General features: G+C 33.2%; 17 protein-coding genes. 10 read left to right on the top strand and 7 right to left on the bottom strand.

Going from position 1 to position 25,815, the window contains the following annotated elements:
• Nucleotides 1–192 precede the first annotated feature (192 nt).
• From MRU_RS08710 to MRU_RS08680, 7 genes are all read left to right on the top strand, one after another.
• Complete coding sequence (locus MRU_RS08710) at nucleotides 193–600, top strand: translation initiation factor IF-5A (protein ID WP_012956540.1); 408 nt, start codon at nucleotides 193–195, stop codon at nucleotides 598–600.
• A gap of 336 nt (nucleotides 601–936) precedes the next feature.
• The gene (gene speB / locus MRU_RS08705) at nucleotides 937–1,911 is read left to right on the top strand and encodes an agmatinase (RefSeq protein WP_012956539.1); all 975 of its coding nucleotides are present in this window, start codon (nucleotides 937–939) and stop codon (nucleotides 1,909–1,911) included.
• Nucleotides 1,912–2,306: 395 nt separating this feature from the next.
• A complete protein-coding gene (locus MRU_RS08700) occupies nucleotides 2,307–2,921 on the top strand; it encodes a TetR/AcrR family transcriptional regulator (protein WP_012956537.1) in 615 nt (204 codons plus the stop codon).
• The gene (locus MRU_RS08695; RefSeq protein ID WP_048812491.1) at nucleotides 2,918–3,763 is read left to right on the top strand and encodes a CPBP family intramembrane glutamic endopeptidase; all 846 of its coding nucleotides are present in this window, start codon (nucleotides 2,918–2,920) and stop codon (nucleotides 3,761–3,763) included. Before MRU_RS08700 ends, MRU_RS08695 begins: the two co-directional genes overlap by 4 nt.
• Nucleotides 3,764–4,115: 352 nt before the next feature.
• Nucleotides 4,116–5,333, top strand: a complete 1,218-nt coding sequence (locus tag MRU_RS08690; protein ID WP_012956535.1) for an ornithine cyclodeaminase — start codon at nucleotides 4,116–4,118, stop codon at nucleotides 5,331–5,333.
• 169 nt (nucleotides 5,334–5,502) lie between these two features.
• The gene (gene ade / locus MRU_RS08685) at nucleotides 5,503–7,377 is read left to right on the top strand and encodes an adenine deaminase (protein WP_012956534.1); all 1,875 of its coding nucleotides are present in this window, start codon (nucleotides 5,503–5,505) and stop codon (nucleotides 7,375–7,377) included.
• Between the two features lie 250 nt (nucleotides 7,378–7,627).
• Entirely contained in the window at nucleotides 7,628–8,998 is a 1,371-nt protein-coding gene (locus tag MRU_RS08680) for an MATE family efflux transporter (protein ID WP_012956533.1), read from the top strand.
• Nucleotides 8,999–9,125: 127 nt separating this feature from the next.
• Here the strand turns inward: MRU_RS08680 and MRU_RS08675 are convergent, their stop codons facing one another.
• On the bottom strand, nucleotides 9,126–9,671 hold the full coding sequence (locus MRU_RS08675; RefSeq protein ID WP_012956532.1) for a DUF447 domain-containing protein: 546 nt from the start codon (nucleotides 9,669–9,671) through the stop codon (nucleotides 9,126–9,128).
• A 401-nt stretch (nucleotides 9,672–10,072) separates the two neighbouring features.
• Between MRU_RS08675 and MRU_RS08670 the strand changes: the two genes are divergently transcribed.
• Complete coding sequence (locus MRU_RS08670; RefSeq protein ID WP_012956531.1) at nucleotides 10,073–11,083, top strand: SIS domain-containing protein; 1,011 nt, start codon at nucleotides 10,073–10,075, stop codon at nucleotides 11,081–11,083.
• A 206-nt stretch (nucleotides 11,084–11,289) separates the two neighbouring features.
• Nucleotides 11,290–11,961, top strand: a complete 672-nt coding sequence (locus tag MRU_RS08665) for a flavodoxin family protein (protein ID WP_012956530.1) — start codon at nucleotides 11,290–11,292, stop codon at nucleotides 11,959–11,961.
• Nucleotides 11,962–12,271: 310 nt separating this feature from the next.
• Here the strand turns inward: MRU_RS08665 and MRU_RS08660 are convergent, their stop codons facing one another.
• The 6 genes from MRU_RS08660 to MRU_RS08635 form a co-directional block, all read right to left on the bottom strand.
• Nucleotides 12,272–12,475 (bottom strand): histone family protein, encoded by a 204-nt coding sequence (locus MRU_RS08660; protein WP_012956529.1) that lies wholly within the window; start codon nucleotides 12,473–12,475, stop codon nucleotides 12,272–12,274.
• Nucleotides 12,476–13,228: 753 nt separating this feature from the next.
• Nucleotides 13,229–13,822 (bottom strand): Hsp20/alpha crystallin family protein, encoded by a 594-nt coding sequence (locus MRU_RS08655; RefSeq protein WP_012956528.1) that lies wholly within the window; start codon nucleotides 13,820–13,822, stop codon nucleotides 13,229–13,231.
• Nucleotides 13,823–14,247: 425 nt separating this feature from the next.
• Nucleotides 14,248–15,303, bottom strand: a complete 1,056-nt coding sequence (locus MRU_RS08650) for an NOG1 family protein (RefSeq protein WP_012956527.1) — start codon at nucleotides 15,301–15,303, stop codon at nucleotides 14,248–14,250.
• Nucleotides 15,304–15,419: 116 nt separating this feature from the next.
• Nucleotides 15,420–15,977: a TIGR00296 family protein gene (locus MRU_RS08645; RefSeq protein WP_012956526.1), complete on the bottom strand. Its 558-nt coding sequence runs from the start codon at nucleotides 15,975–15,977 to the stop codon at nucleotides 15,420–15,422.
• Between the two features lie 327 nt (nucleotides 15,978–16,304).
• The gene (locus MRU_RS08640; RefSeq protein ID WP_012956525.1) at nucleotides 16,305–17,675 is read right to left on the bottom strand and encodes a TldD/PmbA family protein; all 1,371 of its coding nucleotides are present in this window, start codon (nucleotides 17,673–17,675) and stop codon (nucleotides 16,305–16,307) included.
• A gap of 474 nt (nucleotides 17,676–18,149) precedes the next feature.
• Nucleotides 18,150–24,917 (bottom strand): Ig-like domain repeat protein, encoded by a 6,768-nt coding sequence (locus MRU_RS08635; protein ID WP_012956524.1) that lies wholly within the window; start codon nucleotides 24,915–24,917, stop codon nucleotides 18,150–18,152.
• Between the two features lie 349 nt (nucleotides 24,918–25,266).
• Between MRU_RS08635 and pyrI the strand changes: the two genes are divergently transcribed.
• Complete coding sequence (gene pyrI / locus MRU_RS08630) at nucleotides 25,267–25,728, top strand: aspartate carbamoyltransferase regulatory subunit (protein ID WP_012956523.1); 462 nt, start codon at nucleotides 25,267–25,269, stop codon at nucleotides 25,726–25,728.
• The last annotated feature ends 87 nt before the right edge of the window (nucleotides 25,729–25,815 follow it).

The following is a 25,815-nucleotide window of genomic DNA, read 5'->3' as shown; positions in this document are numbered from 1 at the left end:
TAAGTTTATATATAAAATTAAATTAATATAATATTAATCTATATTAGATTATATTATCTCATATTTTATGAATTTAAGATAATTAAAAAATTTTATTAATTTTAATAAATTTTTAGATAATTTAATTATTTCTTAATAACTTATCTAATTATCGATATTTTTTATTATTAATTTTATTGTGAGGTTATTTAAATGTCAACAAAAGTTGTAGAACTTAAAACCGTAAAAGTCGGAAAATATATTGTTTTAGATGGTGAAGCTTCTAAAGTAACTAGCTTAACTACTTCATCTCCGGGTAAACACGGAGCTGCAAAAGCAAGATTAGAAGCTGTCGGTATTTTTGATGGTCAAAAAAGAAGTTTAGTAAAACCTGTAGACACTAAAGTTGAAGTACCTATTCTTGATAAGAGAGTCGGTCAAATTTTAGCTGTTATGGGCGATCAAGTTCAAATCATGGACTTAGAAAGCTATGAAACCTTTGAATTACCTATACCTGCTGAATTCGAAGATGAAATCAGAGGCGCTGTAGGTACTGACTTAGGTGTAGAATATATCATTGCTTTAGGCAATATGAAAATCATGAGAACTAAAAAAGTATAATCCTTTAGTTCTTTTACCTTTTTTATGGATTTTAGTAAAAATCCTATTTCAATCTTTTTTCAAATCAAATCAAATCTAAAATCAAATCATAAACTTTTTTTATTTTTTTATTTTTTAATTAATTACTTGATTAATTGTTTTTTAAAGATTTAAAGGTTATTTTGATAATTAATCAAATAATTAATTATTTATAATCTTTTTTTAGGATTAATTTCTTTATTTGTTTAGTTATTTTGCTTATTTAGTTATAAGTTATTTAATTATTTAGTTATTGATTTAATATTTAGTTATTATTCGTTATTAGTTATTCATTTAAAATTAAAATTAGTGATTTATATGCTTTTCAATACTTATGAACCGGGCAAATTTGCTTTTTCACATGAATCTGTTGATTATTATGATTTAATTAACTCAGAAGATAATTTAAATGGTTCTTCTGATTTTTCAAAGTCAAAAAAATGGGGAATAATCGGAGTTCCTTTTGACAGCACCTGTTCTTATCACCATGGGTCCCGTTATGCTCCTACAATCATAAGAGAAGCCTCTTTTGGCCTTGAACAATACAACAGCGAATTCGATAAGCTTTTAGATGGCGAATTTTATGACTGCGGTGACTTGAATGTTGTTCATGGAAACTGCAAAAGGACTTGTGAAATCCTGGAAGATTCTGTAAATGACTTGATTGAAGCAAACATCAAGCCTATCATTATAGGGGGAGAGCATAGTGTCACTTTAGGTTCAGTTAATGCATTATCTGCTTTAGAAGATAAAAACAATTTAAATGACATCACTGTCATTCATTTGGATGCTCATAGAGACATCATTGATGAATATATCGGTGAAAAGTATTCACATGCCACCATTATGAAAAGAATCTATGATTTGGAGCCTAAGGAACTGATTCAAATAGGAATAAGATCATTCTCTGAGGAAGAAAGGGATTTTGTAGAGGATAAGGAAAATATAATCAGTTTTTATGCAAAGGACATTAAGAATCAGAATATTCATCTAAACGAAGACGTTTCCACATTTGAAGACTTATTGTCTAAATTGGATTCAATCGAAGGTAAAGTCTACATTTCAATTGATATGGATGTATTTGACCCTTCAGTTGCTCCATCTGTTGGAAATCCAACTCCTAATGGTCTGTTTTTAGCTGATGTTCAAGCTATCTTTGAAGCACTAAGCTTTAATGAAGAGATAGATATTATTGGATTTGACTTGGTAGAGCTTGCAAGCGACAGATTGGGAGATATTAGTGGAGTCCTTGCAGCTAAAGTTATTTATGACTTTTTGACTCTCTTTGCTTGAGTCAAATTCTTTTTTTATTCTAAAACTACTTTTTTTATTTATATAATTTCATTTTTATTCTACTGCTTTTATTTTTTTTATTTTTGTAATTTTATTTTTATTCTAAAACTACTTTTATTATTTATTTATAATTGCCCATAAAATGGGTCTTATTTTATTTTTTTTATCATATTTTTTACTATTTTTATTTTCACAAATCCATCACTCCTTTTATGATATCATTATTATTGCTAGTCCTATATGCCATAGTAAATCTCAAGGGATATATTTATATATGATGATGTTTAAATTATTATTAAAAAACAAAAACCGACCAATAGTCGAAAAATTATTTAGAAGAATATTGGGCTAATCATAATATAAAAACCGATTGATGGCCTTTTTTGGAGGCAACTATGAAAAAAGGTGAAAAAAGGAAACAAGAGCTATTAAAGATAGCTTATGATATGTTTCTTACAAGGGGATACGAGAATACCAGCGTTGACGAAATCATAGAAAAGGCACAGATAGCCAAAGGCACATACTACTACCATTTCCAAAGCAAAGAGCAGATGCTCGAAGAAGTCATAGATATGATGATTGATAGTGAGATCGAAACTGCAAAGCAGATTATCGGAATGGATATTTCTGTACCTCAAAAAATAGTGGGGATAATTGCATCAATGAAACCTACCGAAGTAGAACAGCCTATAAAGGACACTCTTTTCCAGCCGGAGAATGTGTTGATGCACCATAAGGTCCGAAAGCAATTGATTGATGTTCTTACTCCACTTTTATCCGAAGTTATACAAGAGGGAGTGGATGAAGGGATCTTTGAATGCGACAATATCCCTGAACGTGTTAAGATGCTCCTTATCATCAGCGATGGTACCTTTAATGAGGGCACATTTAGCGAGCGAGATATTTCAGTATTTATAGACATGACTGAAAAGCTTCTTGGAGCAGAGAACGGAACTATGAGCTTCATTTATGATCTAATTGACAAGAGTGAGATGGAGGGGGCCCAGTGAACAGCACTGAAAAATACCATTATAAACCGGTTCTCTTTTTTGCTCTGGCCTATGTTTTTACCTGGATATTCTGGATTCCGGCAATATTTTTACCAGAAAGCATCAGTCCATTACTCATGTTTATAGGTCTTTTGGCTCCGGCTATTGTGTCTACAGTTTTCATTATGCTGTCAGGCTCAGACTTGCTTAAGAAGGACTTTAAGAATAAAATGATCGGCTTTTATAAGGTAAAATGGCTGAATGTGATTTGGGCTGTGATTGTATTTGCGATTGTAATAGTCTGTTCCATTTTGCTTTCACTTCTTTTTGGACAGCCAATTGACCAGTTTTCCTTTACTGAAAGCTTTTCCTTTACAGGTGTTGGAATTGCTGGAGCATTTATCACAATTACACTTGCTTCTATAATTGAGGAAGTGGGATGGAAAGGATACTGTGAGGATTCAATCGGTAACTATATGAACTGGTTTTGGGAATCCATGATTTTTGGAGTGCTATGGTCTTTCTGGCATTTTCCTTTAATCTTTATTTCAGGAACCTATCAGGCAGGACTTATGGTAAATCCTCTTTATGTGATTAACTTTTTTGTCAGCGGAATCCCTATGGGATTTGTCATTACTTGGGTCTATCTTGAAAGTGACCGTTCAATATTGGCTTGCATGATATTCCATTTCTTCGTTAATTTCATGCAGGAGAAAATAGCGTTGACTCCAGAGACAAAGTGCCTGGAGACAATAGTGATAACAGTGGTTGCAATTCTTATAGTCATGGCTAAAAAGGATATGTTCTTTGAAACCCGTCATGTTGGAAGACTGCTTGAATACAATAGCAGCCAGCAGCAATAATCAGATAAACCCTTTATTTTTCTTCTTTTTTTATTTTTTATAGAATTTTTTAATATTTTTATTTTATTCTTCTTTTTTTTAGTTTATTTTTATAGAATTTTTTAATTATTTTTATTTTTTTCTTCTTTTTTATAATTAATCTAGTAAAATTTTCAAATACTATAAATATCACTTTAACTAATAGTTATATTATAATATATTATAGTGAATAAAAGAATATATTAAAAAATTGCTTAAATATAGAACTCAATTCTTTTTATTGGGCTTATTTCTAATTGAATATAAATTAATTTTAGTATTTATCAATTATTTAAGCAATTTAATTTTTGTATTAAAAATAAGGAGATTTTCAATGTATAAAAGAGAAATAGAACTGTCCGGTCATATCATTGATTCTTTAACTCTTCCTAAAACCATGGACATTATCATGGATAATGGTGGAGACTTTGATATACTGGAATTTGATATAGGAAAGCGTAAATCTGACACTAGTAAAGCTAAGATTATGGTTTCAGCTGAATCTCCCGATATTTTAAATTCTATACTTGATGAACTTAATTTTATTGGAGTTTCTATATCTGAAATCGAAGAGGTTAATTTAGTCCCTTCTCCAAAGGATAAAGTAGCTCCTGAAGGCTTTTATTCAACAAGCCATCATGTTACTCATATTTATTACAAAGGCAAATGGATTTTAGTGGATAAAATCGAAATGGATTGTCTGATTGTCATTGATGAAGAGAATGAGACAGCATCCTGCAAGCCAATTGCAGACCTTAAGAAAGGAGACCTAATTGTAGTTGGAAGAGAAGGGGTAAAGATTACACCTCCTCAAAGGTCAAGAGGAAAGCAAGGGGTATTTGAGTTTATGAACAGTGATGTATCCTCTGAAAAGCCAATGATGAGCATCATAAACGATGTTGCAACTGAAATAAAGAATGTCAAGGCTAATGGCGGAAAGATAGCTCTTGTAGGAGGTCCAGCTATTGTCCATACTGGATCTGCACCAATCGTTGCAAAGCTAATTAAGGAAGGCATTATTGATGTTATCTTTGCTGGAAATGCATTGGCTACCCACGATATTGAATGCGATCAGTTTGGAACTTCCCTTGGTGTAAAGATAGAAACCGGAGAGGTAGTAGCTCACGGTCACACTCACCATATGAGGGCAATCAACAGGATCAATAAGTCAGGCTCAATCAAGGCAGCTGTAGAGGATGGAACCTTAAAGAGTGGAATAATGTATGAATGCATTAAAAATGATGTTCCATTTGTTCTTGCAGGGTCAATTCGTGATGACGGACCACTTCCAGATGTTATTACAGACACTGCAGAGAGTCAGAAGCTTATGCGTCATTATGCTCAAGAGGTTGATATGGTCATTATGATTTCAACAATGCTCCATTCAATTGCAACTGGTAACTTGCTCCCTTCAAGAGTTAAGAGTATTTGTGTAGATATTAATCCATCTACAGTAACAAAGCTTGCAGATAGGGGAAGCGCTCAAGTTGTGGGAATTGTGACAGACGTAGGGGCTTTCTTGCCTGTTTTATATAATGCATTACATGATTAAATTTTTTATTTTTTTATAAATCCGATTTAATTATATTTTTAGCATTGTAAGTTAAATCATTATTTTTTAATTAAGTTAAATCATTATTTTTTAATTAAGTTAAATCATATTTTTTAATTAAGTTAAATCATATTTTTTTTTAAAAAATTAGATATTGGGAGTTTTCAATATGGATGAAAAAACTATTGACTATGAGGGAAACATAATCACAGTAAGCGCAGAAGGACTTGATGAGGATATCGAAATAGGAGATATCACCATTACAGATGCAGAACCTCCAGAGGGAGACCTAGTCATAACTGCAAGGATCCTTGAAGTTGAAATAAAGGAAGTCTATCCTGCTGAAATTGTCATAGAAAACGGTCTTTTTAAGGATGCCATTCCAATAATCACTGATGATGACTCACTACTTGATTTAGATTATGATGGAGTTCTAATTCCAGGATTCATAGATTCCCATTGCCATATTGAAAGTTCCAAGCTATCCCCATCTAATTTTGCAAAGGTTGCATTGACCCATGGAACCACTTCAGTTGTAGCTGACCCTCATGAGATAGCAAATGTTCTTGGAATAGATGGTGTAAGGTTCATGATTGAAGATGGAAATAAAGTTCCATTTGACTTTTATTATGGGGCTCCATCCTGTGTTCCAGCAACTCCATTTGAAAGTTCAGGAGCCATTATTGACAGCAAGGACGTTGCAGAGCTTTTAAGCCATGATGAGATAGTTGCCCTTGGGGAAATGATGAATTTCCCAGGTGTATTGGCTGAGGATGAAGAGGTTATAGCTAAAATCAAGGCAGCTCATGACTTTGGAAAGCCAATTGACGGCCATGCCCCACTTCTTTCAGGAGATGACTTAAAAAAGTATATCTCATATGGAATATCAACAGATCACGAATGCAGCAATTTTGCTGAAGCCGCTGAAAAGAAAAGAGCAGGCATGAAGATTATGGTTCGTGAAGGCTCATCTGCAAAGGATATGGATAATCTTTTTGATGCAGATGAAAGGTTTAACTATATCATAGAGGAAGAGATGAGAGGAAACATTATTGCAGATAGTACTGATGAGGCAATGGCAGTTCCTCCATTTGACTTTTTGGTATGTGATGATGTCGATGCAAGGGACCTATCCAAAGGCCATTTGAATAAATTGGTTAAAAAGGCAATTTCCATGGGAATCAATCCTAAGGAAGCAATTGCAATGGCCACATTTAACCCTGCAGAGCATTATGGATTAAACTGTGGATCAATAGACCCGGGAAAGATAGCTAATTTTGTATTGGTCGATGACTTGAAAAACCTTAACATTTCCAAGGTCTGGGTTCATGGAGAGCTTGTAGTTGACGATGGAGAGGTTCTCTTTGATGTGGAAGCTCCTGAAATAATCAATAATTTTGATTTAGATGAAGTCAAGCCTTCAGACTTTGACGCTACAATGGAAATGGGTTATGTAAGCTCTTTAATGGATGAGACAACCAATGTATTTGTTATTGAAGCATATGATGGCGAGCTAATAACTGGAAAACTGGAAGAAAGCCTTCTTATAAAAAATAAGGTAATTCAGCCAGACATTGATAAGGACATTATAAAAATCGCTGTAATCAACAGATATGGCGGTAACAATATCACCAATGGATTCATAAAAGGATTTAACATTAAAAAAGGAGCAATAGCCACAACAGTTTCACATGACTCCCATAATATTGTTGCAATAGGCACAAATTCAGAGGAAATGGCAGATGCTGTAAATCTGATTAGGCAGCATCAAGGAGGCCTTGCAGTGGTATGCAAGGAAGATGGCATTCAAGACATACTTGACCTTCCGATTGCAGGTCTTATGTCTGATAAGGATGCAGAGTATGTGGCATCTAAGTTAGTCGAGCTCTTTAATCTGGTCCGTGGATTGGGATGCACTTTGACTTCCCCATTCATGACATTGTCATTTATGGCATTGCTTGTTATTCCAGCATTCAAGATAAGTGACTTAGGATTGTTTGACTTTGAAAAATTCGATTTCATTGATTTAATACACAATATTTAAGTCAATTCACTATTTAAGTCAATAATATTTAATTTTATTTCATTGAAAGGGGTTTTAAACTCCTCTATTCTATTTTTAATTATTATTTTAATTATTTTCATAATTTTAATTGTTTCAAATTACATTTTTAGCAATTAACCTACAAAGATTGTAAGTATTTTAAAACTACTTTATGTTTTAAATAAGTTTTCAGTGTTTTAAACTATCTTAAAACTTTTTTAGAGTATTCAGTATTATTACAGGTGATTATTTGCAAGAGGCAAACGAAGACATAGATTTAATCGTAAACCATCCAAAGCAGGCAATTAACAAGCTTGCACTTCCAATCATTTTCAGCAACTTCTTCATGGTTTTAAACAATATCATAGATGGAATATGGGTTGCTGGATTAGGATCCAATTCCTTGGCAGCAGTTGGCTTTGTAACTCCATTGTTCTTTGCCATGGTCGGTTTTGCAAACGGATTGGGAGCAGGTGCCAACAGCCTAATATCAAGGTGTATCGGTGCTGAAAACTATCAGGGGGCTGGAAACAGCGCCATCCATTCGATGATGTTAAGCATAATTGTCACAATCTTTGCAACAATCGTCCTTTTGGTGTTTTTAAATCCTCTCCTTATGCTGATGGGTGCCGGTGAAATCATAGAGGAAACTTCAAATTATGGTTATATAATCCTTGTTGGAGCATATTCTATCTTTTTACCTGCAATGATGGCTGCAATATTCCGTTCTGAAGGGGAAATCAATAGGGCTTCCTATCCTTTGATGCTTAATGCAATAATCAATATGATCTTAGATCCTATCTTTATATATGTCCTTGGATGGGGAGTCAAGGGTGCTGCATTTGCAACTGTTCTTGCTGGAACCTTTGCAACACTTCCAATGGTCTATTGGATGTTTATCAAGCAGGACAGTTTCCTAAAAATCAAGCTAAGCGAATATAAGACCAATCTAAAGATTTATAAGGACATTCTTGTAGTGGGAATTCCAGCAAGCATTGAGCAGTTTATAATCTCTTTTGTGTCTATCCTTATGAATTATTGGCTAACCCTCTTGGCTGGAACCCTGGCTGTTGCAGCATATACTGCAACATGGAGATTGGTGTCAATTGGAGTCTCTCCAATCATTGGTATTGGAGTTGCAGCACTTACCGTTGGCGGTGCTGCCTATGGGGCAAAGAATCTAAAGAATTTTAAGACAGCTCTAAATTACAGTGCGATTCTAGGAATTATTTCATCAATAATCATATGTTCAATTTTCTTTGTATTTGCAGAGCAGCTATCATTCATATTCTCTTATTCAGCAGATAGTGCAATACTTGCTCCAAGGGTTGTGGATGCATTAAGAATCCTTTGTTTCTTTATTCTCCTTATGCCTTTAGGGGTCATATCAGGTAATCTCTTCCAGGCAATGGGAAAAGGAACTATTTCATTAGTTCTTACCATTCTTAGATCATTCATTCTAGAGGTTATATTTGCAGGCATATTTGCATTTGTATTCGATTGGGCAGATATAGGGATTTATACAGGTCTGGTTTGTGGTATGATGTGTGGTTCTATTGTTTCTTATCTTTATATAAATTATTATCTTAAAAAGCATGAAGACTATTTTATAGTTAAATAGTCTTTTAACTCTTTTTTTTAGTTTATTTTAAACGTCAAAGCCCTGCTCTTTCAAATTCTCTTTTAAAATATTCATAGCCTCTTTCTCTTCTTTTCCAGCTACTTTTTTAACTATCCTTTCAGATTCCTTAAATCTTTCTATAAAAAAAGTCCTGTGTATCTTTATCAACAATATTTATTCTTGAATAGTTAACAAGAGACTCCATAAGTGCATGGATTCCTCTATTCATTGGCCTAACGCAAGGGCTATTTATTTTAAGTTCAAGAACATCTGCCTTAATCACATTCGCTTCACTATCTTTAATATTATCCTTTCTCATTCCTTCCTTAATGCTATAGACTTTACAGATAAAATAAGCATCTGCATTGCTTATATGTGCAAATTCATGGTCATCATAGTTTATTCTACTTAAATATTCATCGGGGATGCTTGTGGTTGTGGCATATGAAAACATGATAGGGTCATTTGTTATGTTTACAATAAATTCTCCGTTATCCTTTATGTTTTTAATTGTGTTTCCACCTTCAAATATCTTTAGCATGACTTTATCTTCTTCTATTATCCTCACTCCGAAAGGAGCTGCATTTGTCTTGCCTTCATTGTTTATTGTAGTGAGAATCGCTTCGTATTGCTGTCCTACATTCATTGATGCCTTGCTTAAATCAACATTCATGTTTAGCCCCGTTTATTTCCATCTAAATTATTTTTGATTATTTAATTTTACTTTTTTAATTTAAATTTCTGTTTTTTTCAATTTTGAATTTAATAAATATTTATTAAATTTCCTTAATTTTTAAAAAATCTTTTTATATTAAAACTTATATAAATAATTATAATATATTTGAATAATAAAAATATTATCAATCTTAATATTTTTTTTCATTTAAATTCTTTAGATGCTTTTTTAAAAACAAATATAAGCATATAAGATTATTTATTTATTACATTTAATTTAAATTTATTCAAATAATTTAAAAATGCAAGCTATAATTATCATATTTAAAATTAAAAAAATGCAAGCTTGACTAAATTTATCATATTGATTTTTTTATAAAAAATAAAAAGAGGGTTTTTATGAGATATAAGATGTATGATGAAATGATGGAGCAGCCGGAGGCTTTAAGAAGAACATTTGCCTCTGAAAGTGAAAACATGGCAAATATATCTAAAATCGCTGGAAGCGTTGAGACCATTTATCTAATCGGTTGCGGAAGTTCCATTTCAACATGTTACTCCGTTAGGGATGCATTGGCATCTGTCAGTGACTTAAGAATAGAAGTGTTTACAGGTTATGAATTCGTTTACAATAAAAAACTAAATGATGGCGAAAACTCATTATTCATTGCAACTTCCCAATCTGGGGAAACTGCAGATACATTGACTGCTTTAAAAAGAGCAAATGAATTTAATATTGATACAGTTTCAATTTCCAATGAGCCAGAGAGCTCCATGATTAAGGAAGCCAAATATCCTATTGTAACTTTAGGAAATACTGAAACTGCAATTTTAGGAACTAAAACCTATATAACCCAATTGGCTTGCCTTTATCAGATATTGTTCCCTGCATCAGGATATGAAAAGACAGATGAGATTATGGAACAATTAGCCAACATGCCAGACTTGGTTCAAGAGCTATTGGAATCAACTGAAGAGGACAATAAAAACTTAGCAGAAGAACTAAAGGATGAAGAAGGATTCTATTGCTTAGGAAGTGGAGTCAATTACGGCCTTGCATATAAATTGGCTATGACCATGCTTATGGAAGGAGCTATAAAGCATGCTTGCCCATTATATTCCGCAGAATACAGACACGGACTAATTGAAAGGGCAGAGGAAGGAGTTCCTTTAATCTTCTTGGATGCAGATCTTGAATCAGATGAGCTAACCAAAAGAGCAATAGCAAATGCAAGGGATGAATTGAAGGCAAATTGCATAATCTATAATTTAAGGGATTATGCTGATATAAACCCATTGCTTGCACCATTTGTCTTTGTAGTGCCTTTAGAATGGTTTGTCTATTATTTGGCACACTTCAATGGAGAAGATCCAGGTAGTACCAGACATATTGGTAAGGTTAGATATTAATTATTTAATATTTAACTATTCTTTTTTTTATTGGACTTATTTAGTTAATTAATGTTTATTTTTATTTTAGATTTCTTTTTTTCTTTATTTTATTTTATTAAAGGTAGATTATTTTTATTTTATTATTTTATGCAATTTAATTATGATTTTTATTTTATTATTTTAGACAATTTCAAGTATATTTTTATTATAATGGAGATTTTAAGATGGAATTTTATATCATAAACGGCGGGCCAAGAAAGAAATACAACACTGCAGAGCTTCTTAAAAAAGCATCTGAAGGAATTAAGGATGAGTTAAAGGACATTGATGAGGATGTAAACATTCATCAAATCCATTTATATGACTTGAACTTTAAGGGATGCAAATCCTGCTTCCATTGCAAAAGAATAGGAGGCAAATACTATGCACAATGTCCAATTAAGGATGACCTTTTGGAATTGCTTCCTAAGGTTCAGAATTCAGATGGAATAATCTTTGGCAGCCCTATCTACTTTGGTGAAATCACAGGAGAGTTAAGGTCCTTTTTAGAAAGATTCCTTTTTTCAATACTTGTTTATGGAGGAGAGTCCAATGCTCCTAAAAGAATGCCTATGGCAATGATCTATACCATGAATGTTACAGAAGAGGGATTTAATCTTTTCTATGGAGATAAGTTTGATATCTTGGAAAATGCCATGGCTAATTTAATCTCAAAGCCATATTCCTTAAAGGTCTATGACACTTTTCAGTTTTCAGACTATTCCAAATATGAGAACTATGCCTTTGATCCAGAACTTAAGGCCAAACGAAAAGAAGAGCATTTTCCAATAGATCTTGATAATGCTTATAATTTAGGCAAAAAAATAGCTCAAGATAGTTTAAAACTCAATGAATAGTCATTGAGATTCTTTTTTTTTAAATAAGTCAAGATAGTTTTTCATTCGCTGAATAATTGTCTTGAAACTCTTTTTTTTATTTTAACATAATTTTTAAATTGGCAGATAATTATCTTAAATTCTTTTTTTTAAGAAATAACACTTTAAAAGCAGTTATAAATTCAAAATAAGTTAAAATAAGGAATAAATCAGTTTATAGCAGTTATAACTTCAAAATAAGTCAAGATAATAAATAAAAATCAGTTTTAAAAAAAGTAATACAAAAAAATTAAAAATTTAAAAAATTTGAAAATAAGATAAATTAATTATCTTATTCGTTTTTAATAGCTAATGCAATATCGTCAGCTTTTACAGTTTGTCTTTTAGCGATTTTTGCATATTCAATTGCTTTTTTAGAGATAGCAGCTGCGTCTTCTTCTAAGTATGCTACTAATGCATCTACTGCTTCAGCACTTACTCTTTCAGCACCAGCATCTTTAATAATCCTATTAACAGGAGCTTTAGGAATTGCCATATTTTCACCTCCGTTTTATAGTTAAGTAATATTATATTCGAACTTAGTATTAAATATTTCCCTTTTTTCCTTATATTTTCTTAAAAATTTATATAACTTTTATATTAAAGTAGTTTTTTTAAAATTATTATGAATATTAATCTATAGTTAAAAATAGTTGTTATTATTAAATTTTTTCAATAGTTATCTTAATTTAGATATTGGGTTTGGATTGAAAAATTTTTGAAAAATTATTAGTTGATTTTTTAAAAATAACTTTTGATCTTTGAAATAAAAATAGAATGAGTAAACTTAGAATAATTAAATGTAATCAATTTAAATCAATTAAAACAATTTAAATCAAAATATGGATAACTCTAATAGAAAGTAAAATAAGTATATTAGAATAAAAACAATTAAAATAAGAAAATTAAAAAAAATAAAAAAGGATAATTAAAATAAGAGAGTTTTGAAATATAGTTTATCCTTTCTAAAAATTAAGTAAATTAAGAGAGTTTTGAGATATATTTTATCATTTTAAATAATTAAATTAGGGAGTTGTGATATAGTTTTTTTAAAATCAATTTATCTAAATAGGAAGTTATATTTTTTGTCCTTTTTTAAATGAATTAAGAATGAATTTTGGAGAGTTTTAAAAAAGAAAAAAATATTATTTTTTATAGACAGTAGGTTTCTTATCTATAAAAAACAATAGTAGGGATAATCAATAAAGAGATTTTAAAAAAAATAAATTATAGCAAATAATTGCTATATTTATTCTATATCAATTTTAGTTGTAGGAATTTCTTTTTTAGGAATGGTTATAAATAATATACCATTGTCTTGTTTTGCAGAAATTTCCTCTTTAACTATTTCAGCTCCTAATTTAATGGTCCTTTCAGCAACTCCAGTTTTTACTCCAGTGATAATTAGGTTTGCTGGGTTTTCTTCATCTTCTTCAATGCTGCAGAGAATGTTTTTAAGTTCTGCGTTGATGGAGATGGAACTGTCAGTTGCTTCAATTGAGATGTCTTCTTTAGCTACACCTGCTAGGTAAGCTTGTAAGTAGTAGAAGTCTTTAGTTTCTGCAAGGTCAACGCTGATTTTGTTGGTTGCAGAGGTTTCCTTATAGGATTGGTATTTGTCATCAAAGTTCTTTTGCATAGCTTTCATTGCAATGATGGTGTCATCAATGGTTTTTGATAGGTTTTCACCAACTTTTCCTGCTACGTCTTTACCTTTGTTGTAGGTTTCATCCCATTTTTCTTTGTTAGCTTCAGTTCTTGCTTCAGCTTTTGCTTTGAATTCTTCAGCTTTGTCTTTAAAGTCAGATTTGGTTTCAATATTTTCGCTCATATCTTCAGCCATATTATCGATCTCCTTTACATAATTTTATTAAAATTCAACATTTTTTTTAAGACATTTCCATTCCCAAAAAGGGAATTTCATATCCAAAAATCTTTTAGTATACTTTTGTTACTAATGTATACTTGAACTATGGATCTTTTAGTATATAAAGTTTTCTATTCGTGTACACATTTTTTAAATTTGTATACATTTTTTAAGATCTTTAATTTTTCATATAAAAAATAGTTTATTTTCATATTTATTTCTTTTGATTTAGTTGTTGAATGTTAAAAAATAATTAATTTTGAAATTTTTAAAAATCGCTAAAATTTCACATTCTTGTAGGAAAGTAGCTTGGTGTGTTTAGGTGTAAAAAAATAAAAAGTTTTGATTCGACTTAAGTCAAATCAGAATAGTTTTATCAAGTTTCATTCTTGATTTTAGTTTTAAGTCAAATCAAAATAGTTTTCATCATCTTCATATTCATCTTCATCTTCTTCAGCTATCTCTCTTTTTTCAACCTGCTGAATTAACTGAATGATCTCTTCCAATCCTTCACCTTCAGCTGCAGAGATAAGCAATGGATTCTCAGTCTTATCAATATACTCCTGAACATAGTCATGCCTTGCTCCATCATAGTCTGAAATGTCCATCTTATTAAATAAATATATGATAGGGGCATCAAAGACATTCTTGATTTCCTCCAGAAGATTGTACTGATTCTCAAGGGCATATCCACATGTTTCAGATGCATCAAAGATAAAGAGTATTGCATCAGCCAGATGCTCAAGAGCCACCATAGCATTAAGCTCAATATCATTCATGTCTCCAATAGGCCTGTCTAGAAGACCGGGAGTGTCAATGATTTGATAGTGCTGCCATCTTTTTTCAAAATGCCCAATCTGAATACCTTTGGTTGTAAATGGATAGTTTGCAACTTGAGGCTCAGCATCTGTAATGTGGGTTAGTAATGTTGACTTTCCAACATTTGGAAATCCTGCAATTACAATGCTTATTGCATCAAAGTCTACAGTAGGCATGTTTCTAAGGCTTTGCTTTGCAAAGTCCAAAAAGTCAAGGTCCTTTTCAATCTTATGTACAACAGATGATATACGGCCATAGGCTTGCTTTCGAAGACCGGTGGCACGTTCAGAAGGAGCTTTCCTAATCTTTGCCCCATATTCCTTTTCAAGCTGTGTGATGATTCCGTAAGCCCAGTTGACTGCACCGAGAGCTTGCTTAAAGTCGTCAACCCCAACTGTAATGTCTATATAATCCTGATAGAATTCCGGAAGCTCTTCAATTTCAGGAGTCCGATCAAGAATCATCTTAAGACGGTCCTTGATTACCTGACAGGCAGTGATAACTCTGGTCTCTTCAATTCGCTTCCCTTTCAGGCGCTTAGGCATCTTTTCTCCTCTTCTTAAATCAGCTGCCTTCTTTCCTCTTCTAAATCCTTTATCCAATAACTCATCTGGAGTTGGTATAGTTGGTAACATCATAATAATCACGTTTTAATTGTTTTTTTATAAATCAAATCTATTCTGCTGGGTAAATAGATTAAGTAATTAATTTTTCTATGGTTTTTTCTACTAAGTTATTAATTTTATAAATATAATTATTTAAATATTTGCCCTTGGAACTTAAACACCTTTGTATCCTTATTTAACCATGTATCTGGCCTTAAACCTGCCTTAAGACAAGTATGTGATAAAAATTCTTCCTTATCCATATTGTGTTCAGGTGCTACCTGCGGCAATAATAATCCTCTATAGAATCCTTTCTCTACAATAAGCCCATCCTCTCCAATTATTATATTATCCAAATAATCTATAGGCTTATCCACTTCAATAAGCTCTGGCTTAGTGAGTACTGTTATTTCATATTCAAGACTGTCAAGTTCGCTTTCACCAACTTCTGGAAAACGAGGATCTCTTACTGCAGCAGATATTGCAGACTCTATAGTCGCTTCAACCAATGGAAAGATAGGTTCTGGATAGCCTATGCATCCCCTTAGGTTGTTGTTCTTGTTTAGGGTTACAAATACTCCAAGCTTTTCCCTAAGATGTTCTGGACAATCTGAAGGCACATCAATCTTATCATGCTCTTTTACATAGGTTTCAATTGCATCTTTTGCTAATTCAAGTAAATATTTGCCGTCGTCTTCACTTAACATATTTTCACCTTCAAATTGTTTTTTCTATAGTTTTAAAAATTTTAAAATAATTATTCAAGCACTATGTCTTAGTTTTTATAGTCTATTTTTGAATAAAATATAATTTCTTAATTGTCACATCTACATATCTTTTCTACAATTTATTAAATATATATTATAAATTGTTTATTTTAATTAAAGTTATAATTAAATTAATAGTTTTACATAAACTATATAAAATAATTTATCTTCTATTTAATTTAATTAATCATTAATTCCTATTGAAAATAATAAGATATTTTTTATAGAGTTTTGCTTTTTAAATATAAAAAGTTATTTTTGTGAAAGTTAACTACTTCCACCTACCATTGCATTCAATATCCTAGTATGAGGACCTCCATCTCCAACTGGTGCAGTCTGTCCACCTTTGCCACAGAATCCAACGCTTAGCTTAAAGTCAGATCCTATTGCATCAACACATTTTAAGGTTTCAAGTATGTTTCCAGATAAGGAAACGTCTCTGAAGTGGTCCTTTAACTCTCCGTTTTCTATCTTATATGCTTCGGAAGCATTGAATTGGAAGATTCCTTTTCCTGTATCCACTTGACCTCCCCTTGAGCCTTTAAGATATATTCCGTCCTTAATGTCTTCAATAAGCTCATCAAAGCTTAAGTCTCCTGGCTGGAGATAGGTATTGCTCATTCTTACAATAGGCTGATCGCTGATTGATGAACGTGCATTACCTGTAAGCGGAATGTCAAGCTTACCTGCACTTTCCCTTGATGATAGGTATGAAATTAGATCTCCATCCTTGACTATCTGGTTCTTTCTTGTTTTAACCCCTTCAACATCATATGGATAATAGCCGAATCCATCCTTATTGCTTGAGTCGTCATAGATATTAACAATATCTGAACCTATCTTTTTATTCATCTGGTCATGAAGTATGGAATCATCCTGAAGCACAAGGTCTGCCTCTACGGCATGGCCTACTGCCTCGTGGATAAATACTCCTGTTAAGCTATTGTCTGCAATGATTGTAAATCTTCCTGATGGTGCTGGCTTGGCATCTAGAAGTTCAGTGGCCTTTTCTCCAACTTTTCTTCCAAAGGATTCGATATCTGCATTCTTCAATACTTCAAATCCCTTGACTCCGCCTAAGCTGTCATGATGGAATTGGATAAGCTCCCCATTTGATGCAACTGCATTAAGTGATAGGCTGACCCTTGCATTGTCTGTTAGTATGCAGCTTCCTTCGCTGCTTAGAAATGCAGTCTTTGACTCTGCATCCCCATATCTTACAGTTGTGCTTATTACATTGCCAACATTGCTTGCCTTGTTTGCATCTTGTATTATTTCCTTTTTCTCTTCTATGCTTACATCGCTTAGCTTTATCTTCTGTTCAATTGCAACAGCATCCTCTATGATGTCGCATTCTGCAAGAGTGATGTCTCCTTTCAGTGAGTTTGATATCTTTATGGCTTTTTCGCTTATCTCTTCAAGTTTGGAAAAGTCATTGGTTGTTGCAAAGCCCCAAGCTCCATTGTTTAATACTCTTATTCTTGCAACAGTTGACAGTCCTGTGTTAATGTCTTGAATCTGATTGTCTTTCATGGTTATGCTTGTGTTGTTTCCAGTTCCAGCCCTTATGTCTGCATAATCCACTTTATCTTCTATCTTGTTTAGTATGCTTTTAAATAAGTCTATGTGTTCTTCCATTTTAAGACTCCTTATTTCTTTAGTTTTTTAATTTTTATGGGTTTTGTAAATAATGTTTTTATAAATTTTATTCATCTATGTCTTTAAAAAATATATTTTTTATAAAGTTTTTTTTTATCTATGGCTTTATAAATATAGTTTTTATAAAGTTTATTCATTTATTGTTTTATTGTTTTTAATAGATATAACTATTTATTAATTGAGTTAAAGGTTTGTGATTTTAGTTTTTTAAATTTGATATTTTTTGTATTATAGCATGTAGATATTTTATTTATTATAGGTTTGTTAAGAAAGTTAAAAAAAAGAGTTAAATAGAGTTAAAAAAAGTTTTGGCTTTTATTTTTATAAACAAAAGCCATTTATGAGAATAATTAAATTTTAAAAAAAGATTTATCAAAAATAGTTAATATTGGAGCAATAAAGTCCAAATTTATTAAAAATAGTTAATATGGGGGAATTAAACCCCCTAAAAATCTATTTTATTGTTAGCTTTGCAGTTTTAGTAACCTTCTTATAGGTGCTGTCACCACTGAATTGCGCTGTAAAGCTATAGGTTCCCTTCTTGTTTAAAGAGACCTTTACAGTAGCCACTCCCAATGAATTGGTATTTGCTGTATAGACTTTACCATTTAGTCTAAAGCTTATTTTTTTACCTGCAATGGCTTTTCCGCTAGAGGATTTGAGTGTGGCAGTCAGTGTCTTGGTCTTTGCGCTTGACTTATAGGTCTTGCTACTTGCAGTTAATTTAGGGGTCTGTTGGCTAACGCGTATTACTGCAAAGTTGAATGATCCGCTATAGTTGTCATCTCCTAGGAATGCTATTGCAAAGGTGTAAGAATTGGCATATTTCAAGTTGATCTGTATCTTTGCCCATCCTGTTTCATTGGTTTGCCTATTGTATTTGACTCCATTGAATCCTATGATAACTTTTTTGTTGGCTAGTGGATTTCCATCGCAGTCAACTAATTGGAAATAGAAATATTCTCCTATTCTTCCTTCTATATTGGAATCAAAGGCGGTAGTGTTCATGTCATTGAAATTAAGCTTTGTACCTATCCTTTTAACGGTAACACTTGCATTTCCATTAGATGAGCTGTAGTTTTCATTGCCTGCAAAGCTGATTCTTGCAGTATAAGTGTCTGGAATCAGATTATTTGTCGCTATCTTGATTTGCCCATTGGAATCAGTTGTATAGTTTTTGATTCCATCCAAGTCAACAGTCAGTACAGCTCCGCTTATTGGATTATTTTGGCTGTCTTTCAGTGTTGCTATAAGGTAGCCCTCCTCTTTGTAGGTTGTTGTTATGTCTGTTTCAGTCAATATTGTGTTTATCTTATTTACTCTAATCTCCACACTTGCATTTGTTCCAATGTATCTTTCATCTCCTGCAAATGAAATGCTTAGGCTTGCATTTCCTTCAGCTAAAGCAATTATCTTGCCGTTTTCAACTTTAGCAATGCTTTCATCACTTATGCTGTAAGTTAAATTGCCAACATCCGGCTCCAATATAGCTCCGATTGGGGATTCCTCATTGACTTTTAATTCAATGGTATCTTTTTCAATTTCAATCATGGTAGCTATTCTGCTTACGCTGACTTTCACTGTTGTTGTATTTTCTGCATATACTCCATCGCCGCCGACAGTCAATGTAATGGTGGCATTGCCCTCGCCAACAGCAATGGCTTGGCCATTATCAACAAGCACAACAGATGTATCGTTAGATTCATATCTCACATCTAATCCTTCAGGGGAGGTTTTTGGAGAAAGGGTATCATTTTCACCCACCAGCAAGTCAATATTGCTGAATGCGCTAACGCTGGCCTCTTTAAGATTAACAATAATCTTGATGCTTTTGTTTTGAGCTTTTGTATACTTGTCATTGCCATCAAATGAAACGGTTATAATGGCACTGCCTTCACTTAATGCAGTAATTTGGCCATTGTCAATCTTAGCAATCAAGTCATCGCTTATTGCATAGTTTAAATTGCCTCCCTCCTCTGGATTTAAACTTGCAATGGAATCAAGGCTGTCTGTGACTTCTAAGCTAATGGTATCATTAACTATCTCAATGATGGTTGGGATTTTACTGACAATGACAGTGACAGAGCTAGAGTTTTTGCTATAAGTTACATCATCACCGACAGTCAAGGTAATTACAGCCATTCCCGCACCAACTGCACTGACGACACCATTTTCATCAACCATTGCTACAGATTCATTGCTGCAACTGTAATTTACGGCAAGTCCTATTGGAGAGATAGTGGCAACAATGGTTTCATTGGAGCCAACAAACAAGTCCAAAGTGTCATTCTCAACGCTGATGCTAGCATCCTTCAAGTTAACAGAGAATGAAACATGGAATGTTTCATTATCGTATTTTTCATCTCCGGAATAACTTAGTTGGTAAGTGTAATCCCCTTTGGCCAAATTGGAAATGATGAAAGTGGCAGTTCCATCATTGACTTTTTGGATTTCCTCACCTAAAGTGACGTTGCCTCCGGCATCCTTATCTAGATAGGCTATGACAATTGCATCCTCTCCCACTTTGATATTGCTGGCATTGGCGTAAGCATTTATTTTAAATGGAATGACAGTTAAATTTGATGAGTTGGAAATGCTGTGATAAACCTTAGGACGATTTAATGAATAATTTAATAGGTAATCCCCTTTAGGAAGGACATCTATATCGAATATGGCAGTGCCGTTAATGATTTCGGATATATAGGTTTTATCATGCAATTTCAATGAAACGTTTCCTCCATCCGCTCTTTTGCCGTTCTCTTCCAAAACAGTGACATTTATTTGTGTTTCATTGTAGTTGATTGAAATGTTCTCAGCTAAAATGTATGCGTTGCCGATAGATAGGCTGTCATGGACTGTCAGATTGACCTTTTGATTGTCTACAATGGCTTCAATGTAATATCCGCTGTTTTCTACACCCTCAAATGGATTGATGGCCTTGTTAATTATTGTGCCCTCCAGGTCATCTAAAGTGGCATTTATGGCAGACATTTCGAAATTTCGAGGATATAAAGCTCCATCGTAATCGCTTATGTTTTCGCCGTCGTATGCCTTGAATGCCAGGATTGCATCCTGTAGCAGACCGGTTCTATTGCTTGAATTTAGAGTTAGGATCAGATAGCTTTCAGGATGAACAGTCTCTGAACTTATTTCCTTGAGTTTTACAACACAATTTGAAATGTAATTGGTAGTTCCTAGGGTGGCATTGTCATAGCTTCCATCGTTGGAGGACCACCAGTTATTGGAAATGTCCATTTTCATGGTTTTTTCACTTCCAAATCCTATTTTAGCAAGATCATCTGATAAAATAACGCAGTCATGCATCTCAACTGAAAAATTGCCTGTATTCAAAACAGCTATTATATATTCGACATTATCGAATAGGCATCCTTCAAAGACCCTTTGGGAGTGATATCTCACATTATCTGTTCTTGAATATATTATATTTACAGCTTGGACATTTCTAAATGTTGAATTGTAGACTTCCAAATCTCCTGGAATCATGGTACATCCTCCACTTGCAAGATTATTTGAGTTAATTCCGCCAAATACATAAGGGGAGAATACTGCCCCTTCGCCAATGAATGTGGAGTTGATGAGGATTGCATGTTGGCATGAACCAATGCCCAAGCAGGTCAATGCCCTTGTAGGATCATAGATTCTGTCATTCAATTCATTGATGGTCTTGGAGCTAACTATGAATTGGCTATTTTCTATTGTAATTTCGCCCTTTTGGCCACCATAAGCGCCGATAGCAACCAAATCCATGTTTATGCTATATGCGTTTATGCTGTCAATCACTTTTGAATTGTTCATGTATAATGTGCCTTGATTCGCAATTTCACTTAGTCTGCCTGCATGGTCGCTTTCAAATATTGTATTGTCAATGATTAGGGTGCCGTCATTGCAAATGGCTCCTCCGTAATAGGCATTTGCACGTAAAGTTCTATCTGCATATCCATTGTCATGGAAATATGAATTTCTTATGGAAAGGTTTCCTGCAGTATTGATGGCTCCGCCGTAATTTCCTTGGCCGCCAATGAATGTGACATTGTCAATGGCCACATTGGATTCCTCTTCAATATAGATGGCTGATTGTGTGTCACGGGCCGCCCTATTCAATGTCATCTGGGATATTCTTAATTCGCATTTGCCTTTTAATGCTGTAATGAAATAGTCTGAGGAGCTGTCACTTATTATGGTCTTGGCTGCCCCTTCGCCGATAAGCAATATGTTAACAGTTGTTGGAATTCTTAAATTGCTGTTTAAACTTCCTGTATAAGTGCCTTCCAAAATATGCACTGTAATATTTGTTGATTTTTGATATCCTTCGCTCAATGCCTTGGAAATTGATTTAAATGGATTGCTTATGCTGCCGTTTCCATTTTCATCATCGCCACTGCCATCGGATACATAAAGTTCAATGTTTTCCAAGGCGTAAGGGATTTTGGTGGAAACTATGCCGTCAATGTAAGTGTCATTTAAAGAGGCGTATTCATAAATGCTTGTGAATTCGTATATGGTATTGTTTTTAAATCCTACATATTCTAAACTTGCATTTTGATTGACCAGAGTGGATTTTCCAATGTATTCACCATCAAGATAGAAACTTATTTCCCCTCCTCCGATTATGGCGCCGGAAGGGTGAAATACGCTGACGGTTAAATTATCAGACAAACTAGTTACATTCAAATCATTGGCAACTATTGTCAGATTATTTAAATAGGTAAATATATTGTTTCCAGAACTCCCTTCGATGAAAATGTCCTTTCCGCAAGTGGCTGAATTGTTTTCAAAAATGACATCTTCAAGGCTCATTTGACAATATGAACTTGTATTGTCATGATTTAAGAGATATATTGCGCCGCCGTTTCCAGAGGCGCTGTTATTGATGAATTTCCCTCCTTTGACTATGGCTCCAGTGGTCGCTAAACCTGCACCATTTCCAGATGCCTTGTTGTTGATGAAAGTAATGTTTTCCACAATTATTTCACATTCTTCGTTTCCAATGCTTCGATATTGGGCAACATATTTGGGAACCTCGTTATTGATGAATTTGTCATTGATGGAAATTATATGTCTGCCCCCTGCATAAGCAACATTTTCTCCCCTACTTTCCGTAATCCAATTTGAGTCGAAAGTGTTATTGATGCTTATTAAGTCACTTTGGATATAGTATGCGGCGCCGCCGCCGGCGGATCCTGCAATTGTATTATTAAAAAAGGTATTGTTTTCTAAATAGGTGACCTTATTATTATTGGTGGATAGCCATATTAAACCGGTGTGAGTGAGACCATCACAATTTTCAAATCTGGAATTGGTTAATCTCAGATTATAGCCAGTTATGGCCTGATCTGTACCGTTGATTACTCTTAAATTATCAATTGTTACTCCATTGTTACCTGTTTGGGCACGTATGGTACCTGAATTTATGACAATGTTGTCCATCATGCTTAATGTGTATGCGTTTATAAGAGTGGAAGGACAGTTGATTAAGGTCAGATTAATCAGTGTAACGTCTAAGGTTGAAGAGAAAGCAAATATGCTCTTTGTTATATTTTCTCCATCAATCACTACATTGGAGTAGGATTCTCCAACGATGGTGATTTTGCCGAGAGTGGAATAGGACAAATCTCTATTGTCATCCCCATTGTAAATTCCGTTTTTAACGTGCACAGTCAAATTGACAGCAGATGCTGTTCCATAATCCAATGCTTTTCTAAGAGTCTTGAATGGATTGTCTTCACTGCCGTTGCCAGAGCCATCATCTCCATCAGTTGATACCCACACTTCAAGAGAGCTGTGGTCGTAATTAACTCTTGCAGTTGCATTTTTTACGTTTACCCCAAAAGGATTGATTTCAGAGTATGACTGAGTACCTGAAATTACATATTCTCCATTTTCCAGCAATTTTTTAATGCTTATCATTGCTACGCCGTTATTATCAGAACTAGCAGAACCCACATTTTCTCCATTCAAGTAAAATATGACCTTTGCATTTTTAACTTTATTTCCCATGTCGTCGGTTACATTGGCTTTTAAAAAGAAGGTGGTGCCATCAATTTCTGCATCTTCAAAACTTAGGTATGCATTAAACTCAGTGTTGGAGTATAGAAATGCAGTGGAAGAATGGCAGTCTATGAATTTATTGTTCTTCAAATAGGCATTTTGGAAAAATAGGATTGCTCCATCTGTCCCTGTATAATTACAGTTGATGAATGTATTATCAGTAATGTTGGCTATATTTATCCCATTGTTATAGGCAATATACAATGCACCTTTATAATAAGCGCCTGTCAGATTCTTAAAAGTATTTCCTTTGACTAAACTTTTTCCTGTTTGCAGGGATACGGATGGGCTATAGGCATAGGAATATTCTGCAGTTGAACCTTCAAAGAGATTATTTAATAAAATTATTTCTGAGTTTTGTGAAAAATAGATATCTGCACATTGTTTGGCCCTATTTTCTAAAAATTTTGAGTTCATTACTGTTAAAGGGCTATGTTTATCAACATAAAGTGCAGCAAGATTTGTTGCATAGTTTTCCGTGAATATGCAATTGTCAATAGTGAGATTTCCAGAACTTCTAATGGCAGAGCCCATATTATTTTTGCCGTGAGTGAATGTGATATTTATTAAGGTCACTATTGAATCCTCACTGATTGATATTATTATTGGATTTAAGTTTTCCCCATCAAAAACAGTTCCTCCATTTGAATCTCCAATAATGCTAAGGGATCCGTCATGATCTTTATGGTCTAAGTTTATCTCCAAGGCAGAATTATTTTCACCTGTGTAATTGCCTGGACCGATGTAGATGACAGCATTGTCAGAGTCATCAAGTTGTGAAATGGACTTTTTTAGTGTAGCGTAAGGATTTGCTTCGCTTCCATCTCCCTCATCGCTTCCGGTTTTATTTACATAAATGGTCTTATTAAAAGCATCTGATGAAAGAGACTTTTCTGAATCCTTATAAGAATGTGTGTTCTCCTTTGTGAGTGGGTCTGTTGTGAGTGCATTCTCATTTGAGTGTGTATCTGTTAAGAGTGTGTTCTCGTTTGTGAGTGCATTCTCATTTGATCGTGAATCTGTTGAGAGTACATTGTCATTTGAGTGTGTATCTGTTGAGAGTGCATTATCAGTATTTTCTGCACTTATTGCACTAATTGATAGAAATATAATCAATATTATGCTGATAATGAAGAATTTATTTAATTTCATATATTCACCTGAAATTTGCTTTTTTTAGATTTTATTAATGTTTAGAATAAATAAGATAGGGTATCACTTTTCTTATTTATCTTCATTTTTTTCCCTTTTTATTATTTTTGGGATTGAAATGTTTTACTTCATTTTTCCCTTTAGCTATTTTAAGGTTAATAATATTTATATCGAAATAATATATATAATAATTTCTTTGATATGATTCATTCAGATATTGTATCTATTTACTGAAAATTGTTCAAATATAATTTTTCAATTCATAAATGATTTTTGAAGTTTTTTTCTTCTTTTAATTTCATCAGGCCAATAAAAAATTATAAATAAAATTTTAAAGAAATAATTATTTATGACTAAGGTAGAGTTAAAGGTTAAGCCAATTGAAAACGGCACTGTGATTGACCATATTCCAGCAAATAAGGCGCTTCAGGTATTAAAGATTCTAGGGCTTCCAAAGAAAGGAACCAATGTTACACTTGCTATGAATGTCCATTCCAGATTAGGATATAAGGATATTGTCAAGTTTGAAAATAGGGAATTGGCTCATACTGAAATAGATAAGATATCATTGATTGCACCTGATGCAACCATCAATATAATCAGGGATTATGAGATTGTATCTAAAAATAAGGTAAGAAAGGTAAATGAGTTGAATGGAATAATCAAATGCACCAATCCTAAATGCATATCAAATACTGAAGAGCCTCTAGAGACTAAGTTTTATCTTGTTGACTCTAATCCGATTACAGTAAGGTGCCATTATTGTGAAAGATTGGTTCAGTATGATGAGATATATAATCAGTTTGAATAGTTTTAAGGTTTTTAACATTCTAATTTAAATTTAAAAACTTAAAATAACTCTTTTTTTATTTATAATATTTTTATAAGGTGTTTATTT

The sequence above is a fragment of the Methanobrevibacter ruminantium M1 genome (genome assembly GCF_000024185.1).
GTDB classification, from domain to species: domain Archaea; phylum Methanobacteriota; class Methanobacteria; order Methanobacteriales; family Methanobacteriaceae; genus Methanobrevibacter; species Methanobrevibacter ruminantium.
The sequence above is the reverse complement of the archived record's forward strand: the minus strand, read 5'-3'. Positions and strand labels throughout refer to the sequence as shown.